This window comes from Bradyrhizobium tropiciagri (assembly GCF_018130505.1).
GTDB lineage: Bacteria > Pseudomonadota > Alphaproteobacteria > Rhizobiales > Xanthobacteraceae > Bradyrhizobium > Bradyrhizobium tropiciagri_B.
The window spans coordinates 496,166-510,786 of the sequence record NZ_JAFCKH010000004.1 but is presented as its reverse complement, the minus strand read 5'-3'; the positions used below and the strand labels follow the sequence as shown (position 1 = coordinate 510,786).

Sequence of the window (14,621 nt, the reverse complement as noted above, 5' to 3'; positions counted from 1 at the left end):
TCGTCTTTGCGAGGAGCGCCAGCGACGAAGCAATCCATCGATCCGCGTACGCCGACCAATGGATTGCTTCGCTTCGCTCGCAATGACGTTGAAGATCCTGTAGCCCGGATGGAGCGCAGCGTAATCCGGGGCCGCTTTCGCCCGTTGATCGACCGTCCCGGATTACGCTGCGCTCCATTCGGGCTACGGACCTATGATGCGGCAGGCTTGCCGTAGATCTGGTCGGCCCGCTTCTCGAATGCGGCGGCAAAGCGCGAGAACGCGGCGTCGAACATCGAGCCCATCAGCATCGCGAGCATCCGGCTCTTGAACTCGTAGTTCAGGAAGAAGCCGACGTCGCACTCGGTTTCCGACTTCGGCTCGAAGCTCCAGCGATTTTCCAGATTGCTGAAGGGACCGCGCAGATATTCGACCAGGATCTTCAAATTGGGCCGGTCCAGCGTCACCTTGCTGGTGAAAGTCTCCCGCACCAGCTTGAACGACACCGTCATGTCGGCCACTACGATTTCGGTGCCGTCGTCCTTCGGCGTGCGCTGGCGGATCTTCAGCGACTGGCACAACGGCACGAATTCCGGATAGCGCTCGACGTCGGCGACGAGATCGAACATTTGCGAGGCGGTGTGGCGCACCCGCCGCTTGCTTTGGAATCGCGGCATCGTGTCTAGCGGCCGCGCGCTGTGCGCGCCGCTTGCAGCTTGGCAAAATCCTCGCCGGCGTGATGCGACGAGCGCGTCAACGGGCTTGCCGACACCATCAGGAAACCCTTGGTGTAGGCGACCCGCTCATAGCCGGCGAATTCATCCGGCGTCACGTAGCGCATCACGGCGTGATGCTTGCGCGTCGGCTGCAGATACTGGCCGATGGTGAGGAAATCGACGTCGGCCGAGCGCAGATCGTCCATCACCTGCAGCACCTCGTGCCGCTCCTCGCCGAGCCCGACCATGATGCCGGATTTGGTGAAGATGGTCGGGTCCATCTCCTTGACCCGCTGCAGCAGGCGGATCGAGTGGAAATAGCGCGCGCCGGGACGCACCGTCAGATAGCCCGACGGAACCGTCTCCAGATTGTGGTTGAAGACGTCGGGCTTGGCGGCGACCACACGCTCCAGCGCGCCGTCCTTGCGCAGGAAGTCCGGCGTCAGGATCTCGATGGTGGTGGTCGGGCAGCGCGCGCGGATGGCGCGGATGGTCTCCGCGAAATGCTCGGCGCCGCCATCGGCGAGATCGTCGCGGTCGACCGAGGTCACCACGACATGGGTCAGGCCGAGCTTGGCGGTCGCCTCGGCGACGTATTCGGGCTCATGGGCTTCGAGCGCCGCCGGCATGCCGGTCTTGACGTTGCAGAACGCGCAGGCCCGCGTGCAGGTGTCCCCCATGATCATGAAGGTGGCGTGCTTCTTGTCCCAGCACTCGCCGATATTGGGGCAGCCCGCCTCCTCGCATACCGTGACGAGGCCGTTCTCCTTGACGATGCGGCGCGTGTCGGCATAGCCGCGCGTGTTCGGCGCGCGGACCCGGATCCAGTCCGGCTTCGGCGGCGACACGGCATCCGGCCGGTTCACCTTTTCGGGGTGCCGCGGGCGCAACGGGGTCGTGGAGATGGTGTCGACGATGGTGACCATAGGTGCCTGCAAGTCGCGAGAGAACCTTAGCTAATCCGTGTTGGTGCGGCCCGCAACCCGGCTCACGCAAACCCTAGCAGACCGCGCCGGATATTGGCAGTGTTGGGGCCTGTTCCGCCGCGATTCCCACCTCAAAATGGCTCAAAAACCCAAATCAACCACGGAAGCGACGCCGCGCCTCGGCAAGCCGCTGAAACGTTCATTCTTTGACCGCAGCGTGCATGAGGTGGCCCCCGACCTGATCGGCGCGACCTTCCTGGTCGGCGGCGTCGGCGGCACCATCGTTGAGGTCGAGGCCTATCATCACACCGAGCCGGCAGCGCATTCGTTCAACGGCCCCACGCCGCGCAACCAGGTGATGTTCGGCCCGCCCGGCTTTTCCTATGTCTATCGTTCCTACGGCATTCACTGGTGCGTGAACTTCGTCTGCGAGCAGGCCGGCTCCGCCAGCGCGGTGCTGATCCGCGCGCTGGAGCCGACCCACGGCCTCGCCGCGATGCGCCGGCGGCGCGGACTGGAGGACGCGCGTGCGCTGTGCTCGGGGCCCGGCAAGCTCTGCGAGGCGCTTGGCATCACCATTGCCCATAGCGAGCTGCCGCTCGACCATCCGCCGATCGCGCTGTACGCCCGCACGGACAAGCCCGACATCGCGACCGGCGTGCGGATCGGCATCACAAAGGCCGCCGACCTGCCCTGGCGCTACGGGGTGAAGGGATCGAAATTCCTCAGCAAGCCGTTCGAGTCAACGCAGCGGCGCGCTTGACGGCGGCGACGGCGGCAGCACGACCATGCTGCGCAGCTCTGCGACGCGCCGCGGCCGCGGGATCAGCACCGACGGCACGTTCGCGGGATCGTAGAGGCGCAGGTAGAAATGACCGATGCCGGCGAGCCCGAGCATCAGGTTCGGGGTCTCGCCGCCGCCGAGTACGCCGCACGGCCACGGCAGGTCTTTCCGGCGATAGGTTTCGATGCCATAGCGCCCGACCCCGTCGGCAACCGCGCGCGCGGTCTGATCGCCGAGCACCTCGGCGGCCGTGACGAACAGCTCGGCATTGCCGGCGCGGCCGTGGCACAGCGTAAAATCGAACTGCGAACCATAATTCGGATCGGAGAGCGTCCGCATCGTCGTGCGCATCGCGGCCTCGGCCTCGGCCCGCGTCGTGGGATCGCCGGTCAATTCGAAGGCGCGCAGGCGCGACAGGCCGATGCCGGGCGCGCCATGGCACCACGCCACCATGAAGCCCGGCTGGCTGGCTGCTGACGGGAGATCGGCGCGGAAATCCGGCCAGTTCTCATGCGTCTTGCTGAACCATTGCCGCTCATAGGCAAAGCCGCGCTCGGCGGCGTCACGAAAGTGGCTCTCACCGGTCGCCGTCGACAGTTCGAGCAACGCCCAGGCGACGCCTGCCGCACCATGCGAGAAGCCGGTGAGATTGTGCTCGGCGTGCCCGGCATGGCTGCCCCACGACCATCCGCCCTCACCGCGCCTCGCCCGCGCCAGCAGCAGTTCGCCGAGGCGCCGGGCGATCGCCAGCAAATCGCGCCGCGCGAGATGCTGCAGATCGATCAGTGCGACGATGGCGCCAGCTGCGCCCGCGAGCACGTCGAGCACGGTGTCATCATCGCTTTGCGTCGCCGCGACGAGCATATCGCACGCCTTGTCGATCAGAGCCTGATCCGCGAAGGCTTCGCCGGCGACCGCGGTCGCATAGGCGATGCCGGCCGATCCGGTGTAGAGCCCGATCCGCTGCGCCGCCGGCATCTTTTCGGCGTGCGCATGGGCGTGCGCCAGCGCTCCGAGCGCAGTGGTCCGCAGCGCTGGCTCCGCGGTCAGCCGATACAGCCGCGCCAGGAACAGCGCGATGCCGCTGGTGCCGCCATAGAGATCGGACGCCAGCGAGCGATGCACCACGTTCCAGCCGCCGTCGATGTACTCCATGGAGTCGCCGAGCCAGTTGCAGCGCTCGCCAGACCACAGCGCGTCGCGGCACAGCCGACGCCCGACAAAGGCCGCGGCCTCGAGAAATGCCTCGTCGCGGGCGGTCATGCTGCAAGCGGCTCCCTGACGTCATAGAGATCGATCGACCCGGCACCGAGATAGGGCCGGTCGAGCGACAGCCCTGCGGCCGCAAACGCCTCGGCCAGCGCGCCGAGCCGTGCCGCGGCCGACTCCTGGCCGCGTTCATGGGCGCGGCAGATCGCCTCCGCCATCAGCCGGCAGCGATGCATGCCGAAGCTCTCGCCGCTGCGTGGATCCTCGGCAAAGCCGAGGCCCTCGGCCAGGTGCCTGGAAAACAGCGGCGTTGCCGGCTTCAACTGCGGGCGCACGGCGGCATAGATCTCGGGCAGGAGCATCGCGACGATGCGATGGTGCCGCCGCGCGACATAGAGAACCGCCGCATCGCTGCGGTCGTACATCGCCTGCATCCGCAGGCATTTGAAGCGGAACGGAATCGCGAAGCGATTGAGCGCCGTGCTGATCGCACCGACCAGAAGCGGGGCGCCGCCTGCGCTGCTGTTCCAGTAGAACCGGACCACGCCAAGATCCTCCTGCTGATCGGCGAGAGCCTCGCCGAACGCGTGATAGAATCCGGGCTGCGACAGCAGCGACTCGCGCGCCACGAACAGGCTGATCTCGGCACCGGGCTGCGCCGGCATGCCGGGCGCACCGTGGGCATGAAACGCACCGGGCCAGGCCATGCGCGTCATCGCGCCCTTGACCGCGACGATCTGGCCATTCGGCAAAGTCTGCAGCAGTTGCCAACCGGCGTCCCAGCGCTCGCGGCTGCTGTTGGCGGCCGACAACGCCGGCGCCAGATCATCGCCTGCCGGTGGCGCGGCAGAACGCCCGGCCGCCGCGCCGTCGAAGCGCCGGCAATAGCAATGCTCATAGAGCAGCGATTGCAGCTGGCCGACCAGCGGACTGCCCTCCGCCATGTGCGGGGAATCTGATCCGGCCCCGGTCTGAGGCATTATGCGGCCGGCCAATGCGACGACGCCCGGCGCCGGGAACGCCACGGCCTGCATGATTGCCATCAACTCCTGTTGCAAGGCCTGCTGCATCACAACCCCAGAAGCTCGGTGGCGGCGCGCTTCGGCTCCTTCAGGATGTTGAGGCTGACCTGAAGCAGCGCGAGCGCGCTGGGCGAAATCTGCGGCGAATATTGCATCGCTTCATAGGCGGTCTGAATCATCCGCGCGGCGCCGTATTTGACGCCGCGCATCAGCATGGTGTCGGCAGCTTGCGGATCGAGCTCCAACTCGGCGGCATACGCAGTCCAGAATGCGCGGATCGACGGCTGCATGCGCGCGATCGGATATGGCGCGGTCTTCTCGACCGTCGCCAGCGGCACCTCGCCATCGAATTGCATGGTCAGGATCCAGAAGCAGATATAGGCCTGCAGCATGCCGCCGACGTCCCAGGCCGGATCGCCGATATCGGCGAGCTCCCAGTCGACGATCCGGGCGTCGAGCCGGCCGTCCTCGGATCCGGCTGGATATACTACGCAATTCTCCCACTTGAGGTCGCCATGCACCAGCCGCTCGAGCCGCCAGTCACGGCGCATCTCGTCGAGCGTGCGCTGGAAATCCGGATAGGCCTGGAGGATCTGCAATAGCTTGCTGCTGCCGCCGCTGAGCGCGCCGAACATGGTGCCGCTGAGGTGGCTCGACAGCGCCCATGGCGGCTGACGACGAAACAGCGACGCTTCGGCGCGTCCCTCCAGCGGCGGCATCGGCTCGCGATGCAGGCGGCCGAGCTGGCCGCCGAGCAGTCGCGCGACCTCAACGGGAAAGGCGTTGAGCCGGCGGTGATGCTCCATCAGCGACTCCGCGTTCGGAAGCAGCCCGGTGACCAGGATGTGGCGTTGCGCGTCATAGAGAAGATCGCGCGGCACGATCGCTGCAAGTGCGGACAGCCCCGGCTCCTCGCGTGCCAACCGGTAACAGCCCGCCTCGGCCGCGAGGGTGGCGACCGTCTGCGCGTCCCACCCCTGCACCTGCTTGATGAAGAACCCCTGCTTCGCGCCGCGCAGCACCTTGAAATTGCGATTGCGCCGCGTGCTGTCGGAAACCATGACTTCGTCATCGACAACGGAATCATAGCCAAGCAGCCCCTGATCGAGGAGATAGTGGACGACGTTGCTGCGCGACAGGATCATGCGGGACGAGCCACCGGAGCGATGTTGACAAGGTCGTCCGCCGGCGCGGGAGGCTCCGGCGGACGATCATGCGTCAGGCCGTTAGCCCGCCGGTGGGCACAGGTACCAGGTGCAGTTGCCGAAATTGGTCGGCATGAACTGCACCAAGGTGTGCCCGGGGCCCGGACAATTGACCCCGAAGGTCGGGCAAATGTGCCCCAACGGCGTGATCGTTGGGAACGAGAGCTGGACCAGTGTCTGGCCACCGCCGCCACAGCCCGGCAAGTGGGTCGAGCAGACAACTCCTTGCGGCGTGATCGTGGGGATGGCCATGATGGTGGGGTGCCCACCGCAACCCGGCGTATGGCTCGGACAGATGTGACCAAGCGGCGTAATGGTTGCGATCGCAGCCTGCGCTTGCGCCTGCGGCGCTGCTGGTGCTGCCGCAGCCTGAGGCGTCCCGACTTGCTGGCCGGGATCGCCGCACTGGATCGACGGGCAGCCGCCGAGCGTCGGGCACGCGACATTGGCCGAGGCGAGACAGCCGGGATCGGCGATGGTGCGCGGCAGGCAGGCCGGACCGACGATGGTCTGGAAGCAATGCGGGCCGATCCGGGTCGGCAGCGGGTGGCATCCCGGCGCCTGAGTGATGCACCCGACCAGCGTCGGATGGACGTCGCAGATCGGTCCCCGCGTCGCACACGGGAAGTGCAGCGTCGGGCAATTCTGCACGGAAAGCGTCGGGCACTGGACTTGAATAATGGTTCGCGGCGGACATTGCGGCGGATGCAGCGTGATCGGACACTGCACCGGACTGATCGTGATCGGACAGAGCATCGGTGCATGCGTGGGCTGGAGCGCGGCCACCCCGCCCGCGGCGGCCATGTGATCCTGCATGATCTGGCCTTCCAGGAACGTCCCCTTGGGACGCTCGGCTGCGGGGGCACCCTGGATCAGCTGGGCGCTGCGCGCGATCCAGACGTAGCTCGCCTGCAGCCCGTCATCCGATTTCGCGTCCTGCTGATGCAGGATCGCGCTGTTCGGAATGTCGACGTAGCTGCTCAGATGCGGATCGAAATAGAGCCGCGTGTGGTCCGGTTCCGATGATCCTCCGAGGTAGCCGGTCAGCATCACGGTTGCAGGCGGGTTCTTTGGATCTTTGACAATCTTGTCGACGAAATCAGCCATGGACAAAGTCCTCCAGGAAAACCTCAAGTGAAGTCGCCACGCCTCTTTCGGCCAGGACGGGCGGAGGTGAGACGAAGCATCCTGATTGCTATTGGGCGGCTCGAAGCGTGCAGATCCGTTTCAAATCCGGTGTCGCGTCAACGACGGACACATCCGAGATAAAATCCATGGTCGTCTGAATATCACGGCCATCACTTCGCACACGGTTCGAAGTCGCGCCGACAGAAATCATCTTCAGCATCCCATGACCGGGTGCATGCGTCAATATTTGCTACCTCAGCGTTTATCGCGACCAGATTGTGGAAATGTCTCCGCGCAACAATGGGTTCGCTTCGCGTCCAGCGTCGGAGCGCGTAACCGGGAACGTTATCGTGATACAACCTCTGCGAGCTTGTCGCCATGCGGCTCGCAATCCGGCGCGCTGTGTGACAGCGGCGTGACGGCATCGACCGGCGATTTGTGCCAAGCGCTGCGCCGATCACACCGGGTGATGGCAGACCGCCTCGAGCTTGTTGCCGTCGGGATCGCGCAGGAAGGCGGCATAATATGAGGTGTGATAGTCGCGCAGGCCGGGCGCGCCGTCGTCAGTGCCGCCGGCGGCGATGCCGGCATCCCAGAACGCGTCGACCTCGGTGCGCCACTTCGCCTTGAAGCACCAGTGGCGGCCGGTCGCCTCCTCCGGCCGCGTGCCCTTGCGGATCGTGAGATAGATGCGGTCCGGATAGGCCGGTCGCGCCCGCTCGCCATAGCCGATCCAGTCGTCGCGGCGGCCGACCTTGACCACGCCGAGCGCCTTCATGATGGCATCGTAGAAGCGTTCGGCGGCGGCGATGTCGGAGACCGTGATGGAGACGTGATCCAGCATCGCTGATCGTTACCTATGACGCCTTCTTCAGCCGCTCCAGAGCCTCGAGGATCTTGGCCTTGCGCGCCAGCGCGGCCTCGCGCTTTTCCTTCTCTTCCTCGACGAGCTCTTCCGGCGCGTTGGCGACGAACTTCTCGTTGGAGAGCTTGGCGTCGACCCGCTTGATGTCGGCGTCGGCCTTGCCGAGCTCCTTCTCCAGCCGCACCCGCTCGGCGGCCAGATCGACCACGCCCTTCAGCGGCAGCGCGACGACCTCGCCGCGGACCAGCAACTGCACGGCGCCTTCCGGCGCGGCGGCCGCGAACGAGATGTCCGACAGCCGCGCCAGGCGCTTGATGGTCTCGTTCCAGCGCTGCGCGCGATCGCGCGTCTCGTCGGAGGCGCCGGCGATCACCAGCGGCGTCAGCGTCGAGGGCGGGATGTTCATCTCCGCCTTGACCGAACGCATCTCGGTGACGAGGTCGACCACCCAGCCGATCTCGGCTTCCGCCGCGGGGTCGCTGAAGTCGTCGGTCTCGAGCGCGAGGATGACCGGCGGAATGATCTCTCCGGCGGGGCCGGACGTCGTCATCGCCGCCAGTTCCTCGGCGCTCACGGCGGCCCTGCGCGGCCACGGCGCGAGCACCAGCAGGCTGTCGCGCTTCGCCGTCACCGCCCACAACTCCTCGGAGATGAAGGGCATGAACGGATGCAGCAGCTTGAGAATCTCGTCGCGCGTCCAGGCCACCATGGCGCGGGTTTCGGCTTTGGCGGCGCCCTCCGCGCCCATCAGCACCGGCTTGGCCAGTTCGAGATACCAGTCGCAGAACACGTTCCAGACGAAGCGGTAGATGGCGGCGGCGGCATCGTTGAAGCGATGATCCTCGATCGCCTCGGTCACCTCGCGGGTGACGCGCGACGTCTCGTGCGCGATCCAGCGGTTCAGCGTCTCGGTCGCGGCCTTGGCATCGAAGCCGTCCGGCTTCACGCACTCGTTCATCTCGGCGAAGCGGCAGGCGTTCCAGAACTTGGTCGCGAAGTTGCGGTTGGTCTCGACCAGATGCGGCGACAGGCGGATGTCGTGGCCCTGCGCCGCCTCGCGGGTCAGTGCGAAACGCAGCGCGTCGGCGCCGTATTCGTCGATCACGCCGAGCGGGTCGATGACGTTGCCCTTCGACTTCGACATCTTGGCACCCTTCTCGTCGCGGACGAGCCGGTGGATGTAGACGGTCGAGAACGGCGCCTGCTTCATGAAATGCAGGCCCATCATCATCATGCGGGCGACCCAGAAGAAGATGATGTCGAAGCCTGTGACCAGCGTGTTGGTCGGGTAGTAGCGCGCGACTTCCGGGGTGTCGTCCGGCCAGCCCAGCGTCGAGAACGGCCACAGCGCCGAGGAGAACCAGGTATCCAGCACGTCCTCGTCGCGGGTGATGAAGCCTTCGCGCCTGGCGGGATCAGTGGCCATCTCATGGCCCTGCTCCGGCGTGATGACCTCCTGCTCGACGTAATAGCCGAGCGCGTTGCCGACCGCCTCTTCTTCGGTCTCGGCGACGAACACCTTGCCGTCCGGCCCGTACCAGGCGGGGATCTGGTGACCCCACCAGAGCTGGCGCGAGATGCACCAGGGCTGGATGTTCTCCATCCACTCGAAATAGGTCTTTTCCCAGTTCTGCGGCACGAACGTCGTCTCGCCCGAGCGCACCGCCGCCATCGCCGGCTGCGCCAGCGTGTGCGCGTCGACGTACCACTGGTCGGTCAGATACGGCTCGATCACGACGCCGGAGCGGTCGCCATGCGGCACCATGTGGGTGTTCGGCTCGATCCGCTCGAGGAAGCCGAACTCCTCCAGCCGCGCCACGATCTTCTTGCGCGCGGCGAAGCGCTCGATCTTGTCGAACTCCGCGGCGAATTCGGCCGAGCCTTCCGGCAGACCGCGCAGATAGTCCTCGTTGTCGGTCAGGCTGAGGCAGCCCTCCTGGTCGAGCACGCTGATCTGCGGCAGGTCGTGGCGCTTGCCGATCTCGAAATCGTTGAAGTCGTGCGCCGGCGTCACCTTGACCGCGCCGGAGCCCTTCTCCGGATCGGAATAGTCGTCAGCGACGATCGGAATCTTGCGCCCGACCAGCGGCAGGATGACGTTCTGGCCAACCAGCTTGTCGTAGCGCTCGTCGTCCGGATGCACCGCGACCGCGGTGTCGCCGAGCATCGTTTCGGGACGGGTCGTCGCCACCACGATGAACGAAGCGGGATCCTCGGGGCTAAAGGTCCGGCCCTCGATCGGATAGCGCAGGTACCAGAGATGGCCCTTGACCTCGACCTGCTGCACCTCGAGATCGGAGATCGCGGTGAGCAGCTTCGGGTCCCAGTTGACCAGCCGCTTGTCCTTGTAGATCAGCCCCTCGCGGTGCAGCTCGACGAACACCTTGACGACGGCGCGCGACAGGCCCTCGTCCATCGTGAAGCGCTCGCGCGACCAGTCGCAGGACGCGCCGAGACGCTTCAGCTGGTTGACGATGGTGCCGCCGCTCTCGGCCTTCCACTGCCAGACCCGCTCAAGGAATTTGGCGCGGCCCATGTCGCGCCGGCCCGGCTCCTGCCGTTCCATCAGCTGCCGCTCGACCACCATCTGGGTGGCGATGCCGGCATGGTCGGTGCCGGGCTGCCACAGCACGTCGCGGCCGCGCATCCGCTCGAACCGGCACAGGATGTCCTGCAGCGTGTTGTTGAGGGCGTGGCCCATATGCAGCGAACCGGTGACGTTCGGCGGCGGGATCACGATGGTGAAAGGCGCAGCGTCCTGGCGTTCCGGCCGTCCGGCCTTGAACGCACCGCTGTCCTCCCAAATCTGGGACATCCGGCGCTCGATATCGGCGGGCTGGTAATTCTTCTCGATCATGACACTGCAATATGGGGATGTGGAAACGGCTAGAAAGCCGCCTGAACGCACCAAGTCAACCGGACCGGCCCGCGGAAAGTGTAATTAGCCCATTTTGGGGTGGCCGAATCAGGGCCGATGGCGCTCCGGCGCAGGATCAGCGGCCGCGCGATACCCGTTCGATCTCGGCCTTGACGATCCGCTCGACCAGCCCCGGCAGATTGTCGTCCAGCCAGTTCTTCAGCATCGGCCGCAGCATCTCCTTGACCAGATCCTCCAGCGTCCGCGCATTGTTGCTGAGCACGGTGTTGGCCAGCGAGTTGAAGGCGGATTCGACCGCCCGCATCGTGGTTCCGGAGATGATCGGCTGGATCGCGGCGGCGTCGAGCGGCGGTGGCGGCTCGCGGACATCGTCCTGGACCGGCGCCCTCACCCGTCCGGACGGATCGGTGAACTCGACGTCGTCCTGCGGCTCAACCTTGCGGAACGAGGGTTGCGCCGGCGAAGCGGCGGCGGGCTGCGGCACCGCCATGTCGTCGGTGAGCTCGAACACGTCGCCGTCGGGCTGCGGCGGCCTGACCTCGGACGGCTGCGTCGCCTCGTCGAGGCTGGCGAGCAACGAATCGATATCGTCCTGGCTGTTGCTGGGCGCCGCAGCGGGTGCGGCGGACGCGGGCTTGGGTGCGGGCGCGGCGGCCTTCGCGGCCGGCGGCGTCGGTGCAGGCGGCGAGCTCTTCATGGCGGGCTTGGGTTGCGGTGGCGGTTCGACCTTGGGCGGCGCCACAGCGGGAGCTGCAGCAACCGGCTTCTCTGCAGCGGCCGGCTTCGCCTCGTCGTCGGCAATGATGCGACGGATCGACGCCAGAATCTCCTCCATCGAGGGCTCTTGGACCTTTGCAGGTTGCGTCATCTCCGACTCCACATCGAAACCATTTTACATCAAGCCCGAGAGGATTCGCCGGTTCCGATGATGCGAGCTGGGATTTTCATTGCTCCCGCCCGACTTGTCCCCAGATCAAGCCCGCCAGAGGCTTTTGCGCAGCCTCATGTCCTCCAGGCAGTCCTGGCGCCCGTCCCCGGCACCACGCCACGCGCTATGGCATTGGCCTCGCCGCGAATCGCCGTTCTGCCCGATAAAACGGTATGTCAGGGCATTTATCGATTGCAAGCAAACGCGCCCGCTTGTGGTCCTGATTGAACTCAGAACCACAAGCTAGACGCGACAAGCGACGTTGATATGGCGATTACTTGCCGTCGGGCGTGCGAACGCCGGCCCAATTGTCGCGAACCTGCTGGTAGTGCACGCTCGCATCGTAGACGTTGGTCTTCAGGCCAAGCACCGTCGGCGCCAGCCGGCCCACCGCATTGAGCACGTTGTACGAGGCAACGACGCGGTCATGCTGCGCGGTGACCAGCGAGTTGCGCGCATTGACCAGCGCCTGCTGCGCGTTCAGCACGTCGAGCGTGGTGCGTTGGCCGGCCTTGGCCTCTTCGCGGACGCCGTTCAGCGCGATCTCGGAGGCCTGCACCTGCGATTGCGCCGAGGCCACCTGCGCCTTGCCGGCGACCAGCTGGCCCCATGCGGTGACGACGTTGGCGCGCGCCTGGTCGCGCGTCTGTTCCAGCACCAACCGTTGCTGGGTCAGCGTTTCCTTGGACTGCCGGATCAGCGAATATTCCGAACCGCCCTGGTAGATCGGCACCGTCAGCTGAACTGCGGCCCCCGCAGTGAAGGTACGCGAAACCGTCAAGGACTGCTCATAGCCCTGGCTCGCGGACGCCTGCAGATTGACGGACGGGAACAAGGCTCCCTCGTTGATCTTGACCTGCAGGAAGTTGACGTCGACGCCGAACATCGCCGAGGTGACGTTCGGATTCTGGGTCAGGCTGAGCTCGACTGCGGCCGCCAGCGTGGCGGGCAGGAAGCGATCGACCGGCGAACCGGGCGCAAGATTCTGCGGCTCGTTGCCGATGATGCGGCGGAAGTTCGAGCGCGTCGTGGTCAGGTTCGATTCGGCCGTGAGCTGCTGGGTCTTGCCGGCCGCGAGCTGCGCCTCGGATTGCGCAACGTCGGTTCGTGTCACCTCGCCGACATTGAAGCGGTCCTGGGTCTGCTTCAGGGTCTGCTCGAGCACGCGGGTGTTGCTGCGCTGAACCTCGACGATCGCCGAGTCGCGCAGATAATCCATATAGACGGTGGCCGCGTTCAACAGCACGGTCTGCTCGAGCACCCGCAGGCCTTCGCGCGCCGACGACACCTGGCTTTCGGCCGCGCGCACGCGCTGTGGCGTCTGCGCGTTGAACAGGGATTGATTGACGGTGAGGCCGACGCTGCGCGGCGCCTGATTGCCACTGATCGGATTGCTGCCCGTCAGAGCGGTGTCGCTGTACTGATAGCCGCCGCTTGCCGTCAGCGCGGCCCTCGGCCGGTAACCGGAAAGCGCCTGCGGCACGTTCTCGTCGATCGACCGAACCTGTGCGCGCTGCGAGTTGAGCTGGGGATTGCTTTGGTAAGCCCGCACCAGCGCCGCCTCGATCGTATCGGCGAGTGCGGGCACCGGGCCCATCTCCGCCAATAGAAGGACTGCAGTCGCAGCCGCGGTGATAAGTTTCACCCCTCGCATCCCCGGTAATCCATTCATTTGTAGTCGCCAGCCCACGAAACGCAGACGAGCGTCGCCCTAAGCCGAAGTGAGTCCCGCCTCACCTTAGTCCGCAGCTAGGGTCAACGGAACCACCCCGCAACGGAACGCGGTGGAAACTCTTCACGTGGGGCAAACGGGCCACACTTCTGATTCAGAACGGTATTTTATCAGCTAGCGCAGCGCGGTCAGGAATCAGAAGACGAAGGCGGGCAGCCGCTCCAGCCCGGGCAGGACGGGAGCCGAAGCGTCGAACAGCTCGCGGTGGCCGTAGTCGGCGTGGGAATGGGTCACCAGGCTGGCCCGCGGCGGCGCCGTCAGGCCGAACACGCCGACCAGCCGGCCGCCCTCCTTTAGCTGGCCATAGAGCCCGGTCGGGACGATCTCGGTGGCGCCGTTCAGGACGATGACGTCGAACGGCCCGGCCCCAGCGTCGCCGTCGGCGGCAGCGGCGGTCTTCACGGTCACATTCTGAATGCCGAGCTGGGTCAGGGCGGCGCCCGCCGTGGCGGCCAGCGCCGGGTCGCTCTCGGTGGCGCTCACCTCGCCGGCAAAAGCCGCCACTACCGCGGCGGCGTAGCCGCTCGCCGCGCCCACGACCAGGACGCGGTCGGTGCCCTTGATGTCGGCCGCCTGCAGCATCCTGGCGAGCAGCGCCGGCTGGATCAGGCAGCGCTTCGCGGCGCCGGCGGCGGCGACATCGAGGTCGAGATCCAGATAGGCCAGCGCCTGCTTGTCGGCCGGCACGAACGCCTCGCGCGGCACGGCCAGCATGGCTTCGAGGATTCGCTCGTCGGTGACGTCGCTCGGACGCACCTGACCATCGACCATATACTGGCGCGCGGTCGAAAATCCGGACATTGGCTGAGACCCTGCAAGTCGTGCGGCATCGCCGCTGGAGGAGCTAGAACAGGGCCACTTTTGGAGCATGCTCCGTCAAAACGCAACACGCCGTTCGCAGGCGCAAACCGACTGCACGGCCGCCGGACGGGGCTGAATATTCGGCCGACTTACTCGATCGTGACGGCGAGCCGGCCGATCAACCGGGCCACCTCGTCGAGATGCCCCGAATCCTGATCCTCGACGGCCTTCGCCAATCGGCGCAGGCACTCGTCGTCGCTGATCTCGGGCGCATCCGATGGCACCAGTGTCGGCTGCGGTGTCGACAGGTCGAACGGGATCACAGACATGGACAATCACCTCTCAGGACCCGGCGAATGAGAAGATCATCGGCTATTGAGTCGATTTAGCGACTGATCCGGCCTGTCGACACCCAACCACGCGCTTGTGATCGAGAGAATCGGCGGTC

Annotated in this window: 13 protein-coding genes; 1 reads left to right on the top strand and 12 read right to left on the bottom strand. The window is 66.0% G+C overall.

What is annotated here, in order from left to right; translation table 11 throughout:
* Positions 1-191: 191 nt before the first annotated feature.
* Positions 192-656 carry a type II toxin-antitoxin system RatA family toxin gene (locus tag JQ633_RS13210; RefSeq protein ID WP_211985444.1) on the bottom strand — a complete coding sequence of 155 codons (465 nt, stop codon included), beginning with the start codon at positions 654-656 and terminating at the stop codon, positions 192-194.
* Positions 657-661: 5 nt separating this feature from the next.
* Positions 662-1,621 carry a lipoyl synthase gene (lipA, locus tag JQ633_RS13205; RefSeq protein ID WP_211985443.1) on the bottom strand — a complete coding sequence of 320 codons (960 nt, stop codon included), beginning with the start codon at positions 1,619-1,621 and terminating at the stop codon, positions 662-664.
* A gap of 136 nt (positions 1,622-1,757) precedes the next feature.
* Between lipA and JQ633_RS13200 the strand changes: the two genes are divergently transcribed.
* The gene (locus tag JQ633_RS13200; protein ID WP_211985442.1) at positions 1,758-2,384 is read left to right on the top strand and encodes a DNA-3-methyladenine glycosylase; all 627 of its coding nucleotides are present in this window, start codon (positions 1,758-1,760) and stop codon (positions 2,382-2,384) included.
* On the opposite strand, the gene JQ633_RS13195 is transcribed toward JQ633_RS13200, so the two are convergent.
* The 10 genes from JQ633_RS13195 to JQ633_RS13150 all read right to left on the bottom strand — a co-directional run bounded on the left by JQ633_RS13195 (position 2,364) and on the right by JQ633_RS13150 (position 14,502).
* Positions 2,364-3,668 (bottom strand): lanthionine synthetase LanC family protein, encoded by a 1,305-nt coding sequence (locus JQ633_RS13195; RefSeq protein ID WP_211985441.1) that lies wholly within the window; start codon positions 3,666-3,668, stop codon positions 2,364-2,366. The two genes, JQ633_RS13200 and JQ633_RS13195, sit on opposite strands and share 21 nt — an antisense overlap.
* On the bottom strand, positions 3,665-4,558 hold the full coding sequence (locus JQ633_RS13190; protein WP_211985440.1) for a T3SS effector HopA1 family protein: 894 nt from the start codon (positions 4,556-4,558) through the stop codon (positions 3,665-3,667). Before JQ633_RS13190 ends, JQ633_RS13195 begins: the two co-directional genes overlap by 4 nt.
* A gap of 125 nt (positions 4,559-4,683) precedes the next feature.
* On the bottom strand, positions 4,684-5,781 hold the full coding sequence (locus tag JQ633_RS13185; protein WP_211985439.1) for a phosphotransferase: 1,098 nt from the start codon (positions 5,779-5,781) through the stop codon (positions 4,684-4,686).
* 81 nt (positions 5,782-5,862) lie between these two features.
* Positions 5,863-6,948 (bottom strand): hypothetical protein, encoded by a 1,086-nt coding sequence (locus tag JQ633_RS13180; protein ID WP_211985438.1) that lies wholly within the window; start codon positions 6,946-6,948, stop codon positions 5,863-5,865.
* Between the two features lie 478 nt (positions 6,949-7,426).
* Complete coding sequence (locus JQ633_RS13175; RefSeq protein WP_211985437.1) at positions 7,427-7,813, bottom strand: VOC family protein; 387 nt, start codon at positions 7,811-7,813, stop codon at positions 7,427-7,429.
* Between the two features lie 13 nt (positions 7,814-7,826).
* Positions 7,827-10,691: a valine--tRNA ligase gene (locus JQ633_RS13170; protein WP_211985436.1), complete on the bottom strand. Its 2,865-nt coding sequence runs from the start codon at positions 10,689-10,691 to the stop codon at positions 7,827-7,829.
* 136 nt (positions 10,692-10,827) lie between these two features.
* Complete coding sequence (locus JQ633_RS13165) at positions 10,828-11,580, bottom strand: PopZ family protein (protein WP_211985435.1); 753 nt, start codon at positions 11,578-11,580, stop codon at positions 10,828-10,830.
* Positions 11,581-11,914: 334 nt separating this feature from the next.
* Positions 11,915-13,294 carry a TolC family outer membrane protein gene (locus tag JQ633_RS13160; RefSeq protein ID WP_211985434.1) on the bottom strand — a complete coding sequence of 460 codons (1,380 nt, stop codon included), beginning with the start codon at positions 13,292-13,294 and terminating at the stop codon, positions 11,915-11,917.
* Between the two features lie 213 nt (positions 13,295-13,507).
* Complete coding sequence (locus tag JQ633_RS13155; RefSeq protein WP_211985433.1) at positions 13,508-14,173, bottom strand: protein-L-isoaspartate O-methyltransferase family protein; 666 nt, start codon at positions 14,171-14,173, stop codon at positions 13,508-13,510.
* A gap of 149 nt (positions 14,174-14,322) precedes the next feature.
* Positions 14,323-14,502, bottom strand: a complete 180-nt coding sequence (locus JQ633_RS13150; RefSeq protein ID WP_211985432.1) for a hypothetical protein — start codon at positions 14,500-14,502, stop codon at positions 14,323-14,325.
* Between the last annotated feature and the right edge of the window lie 119 nt (positions 14,503-14,621).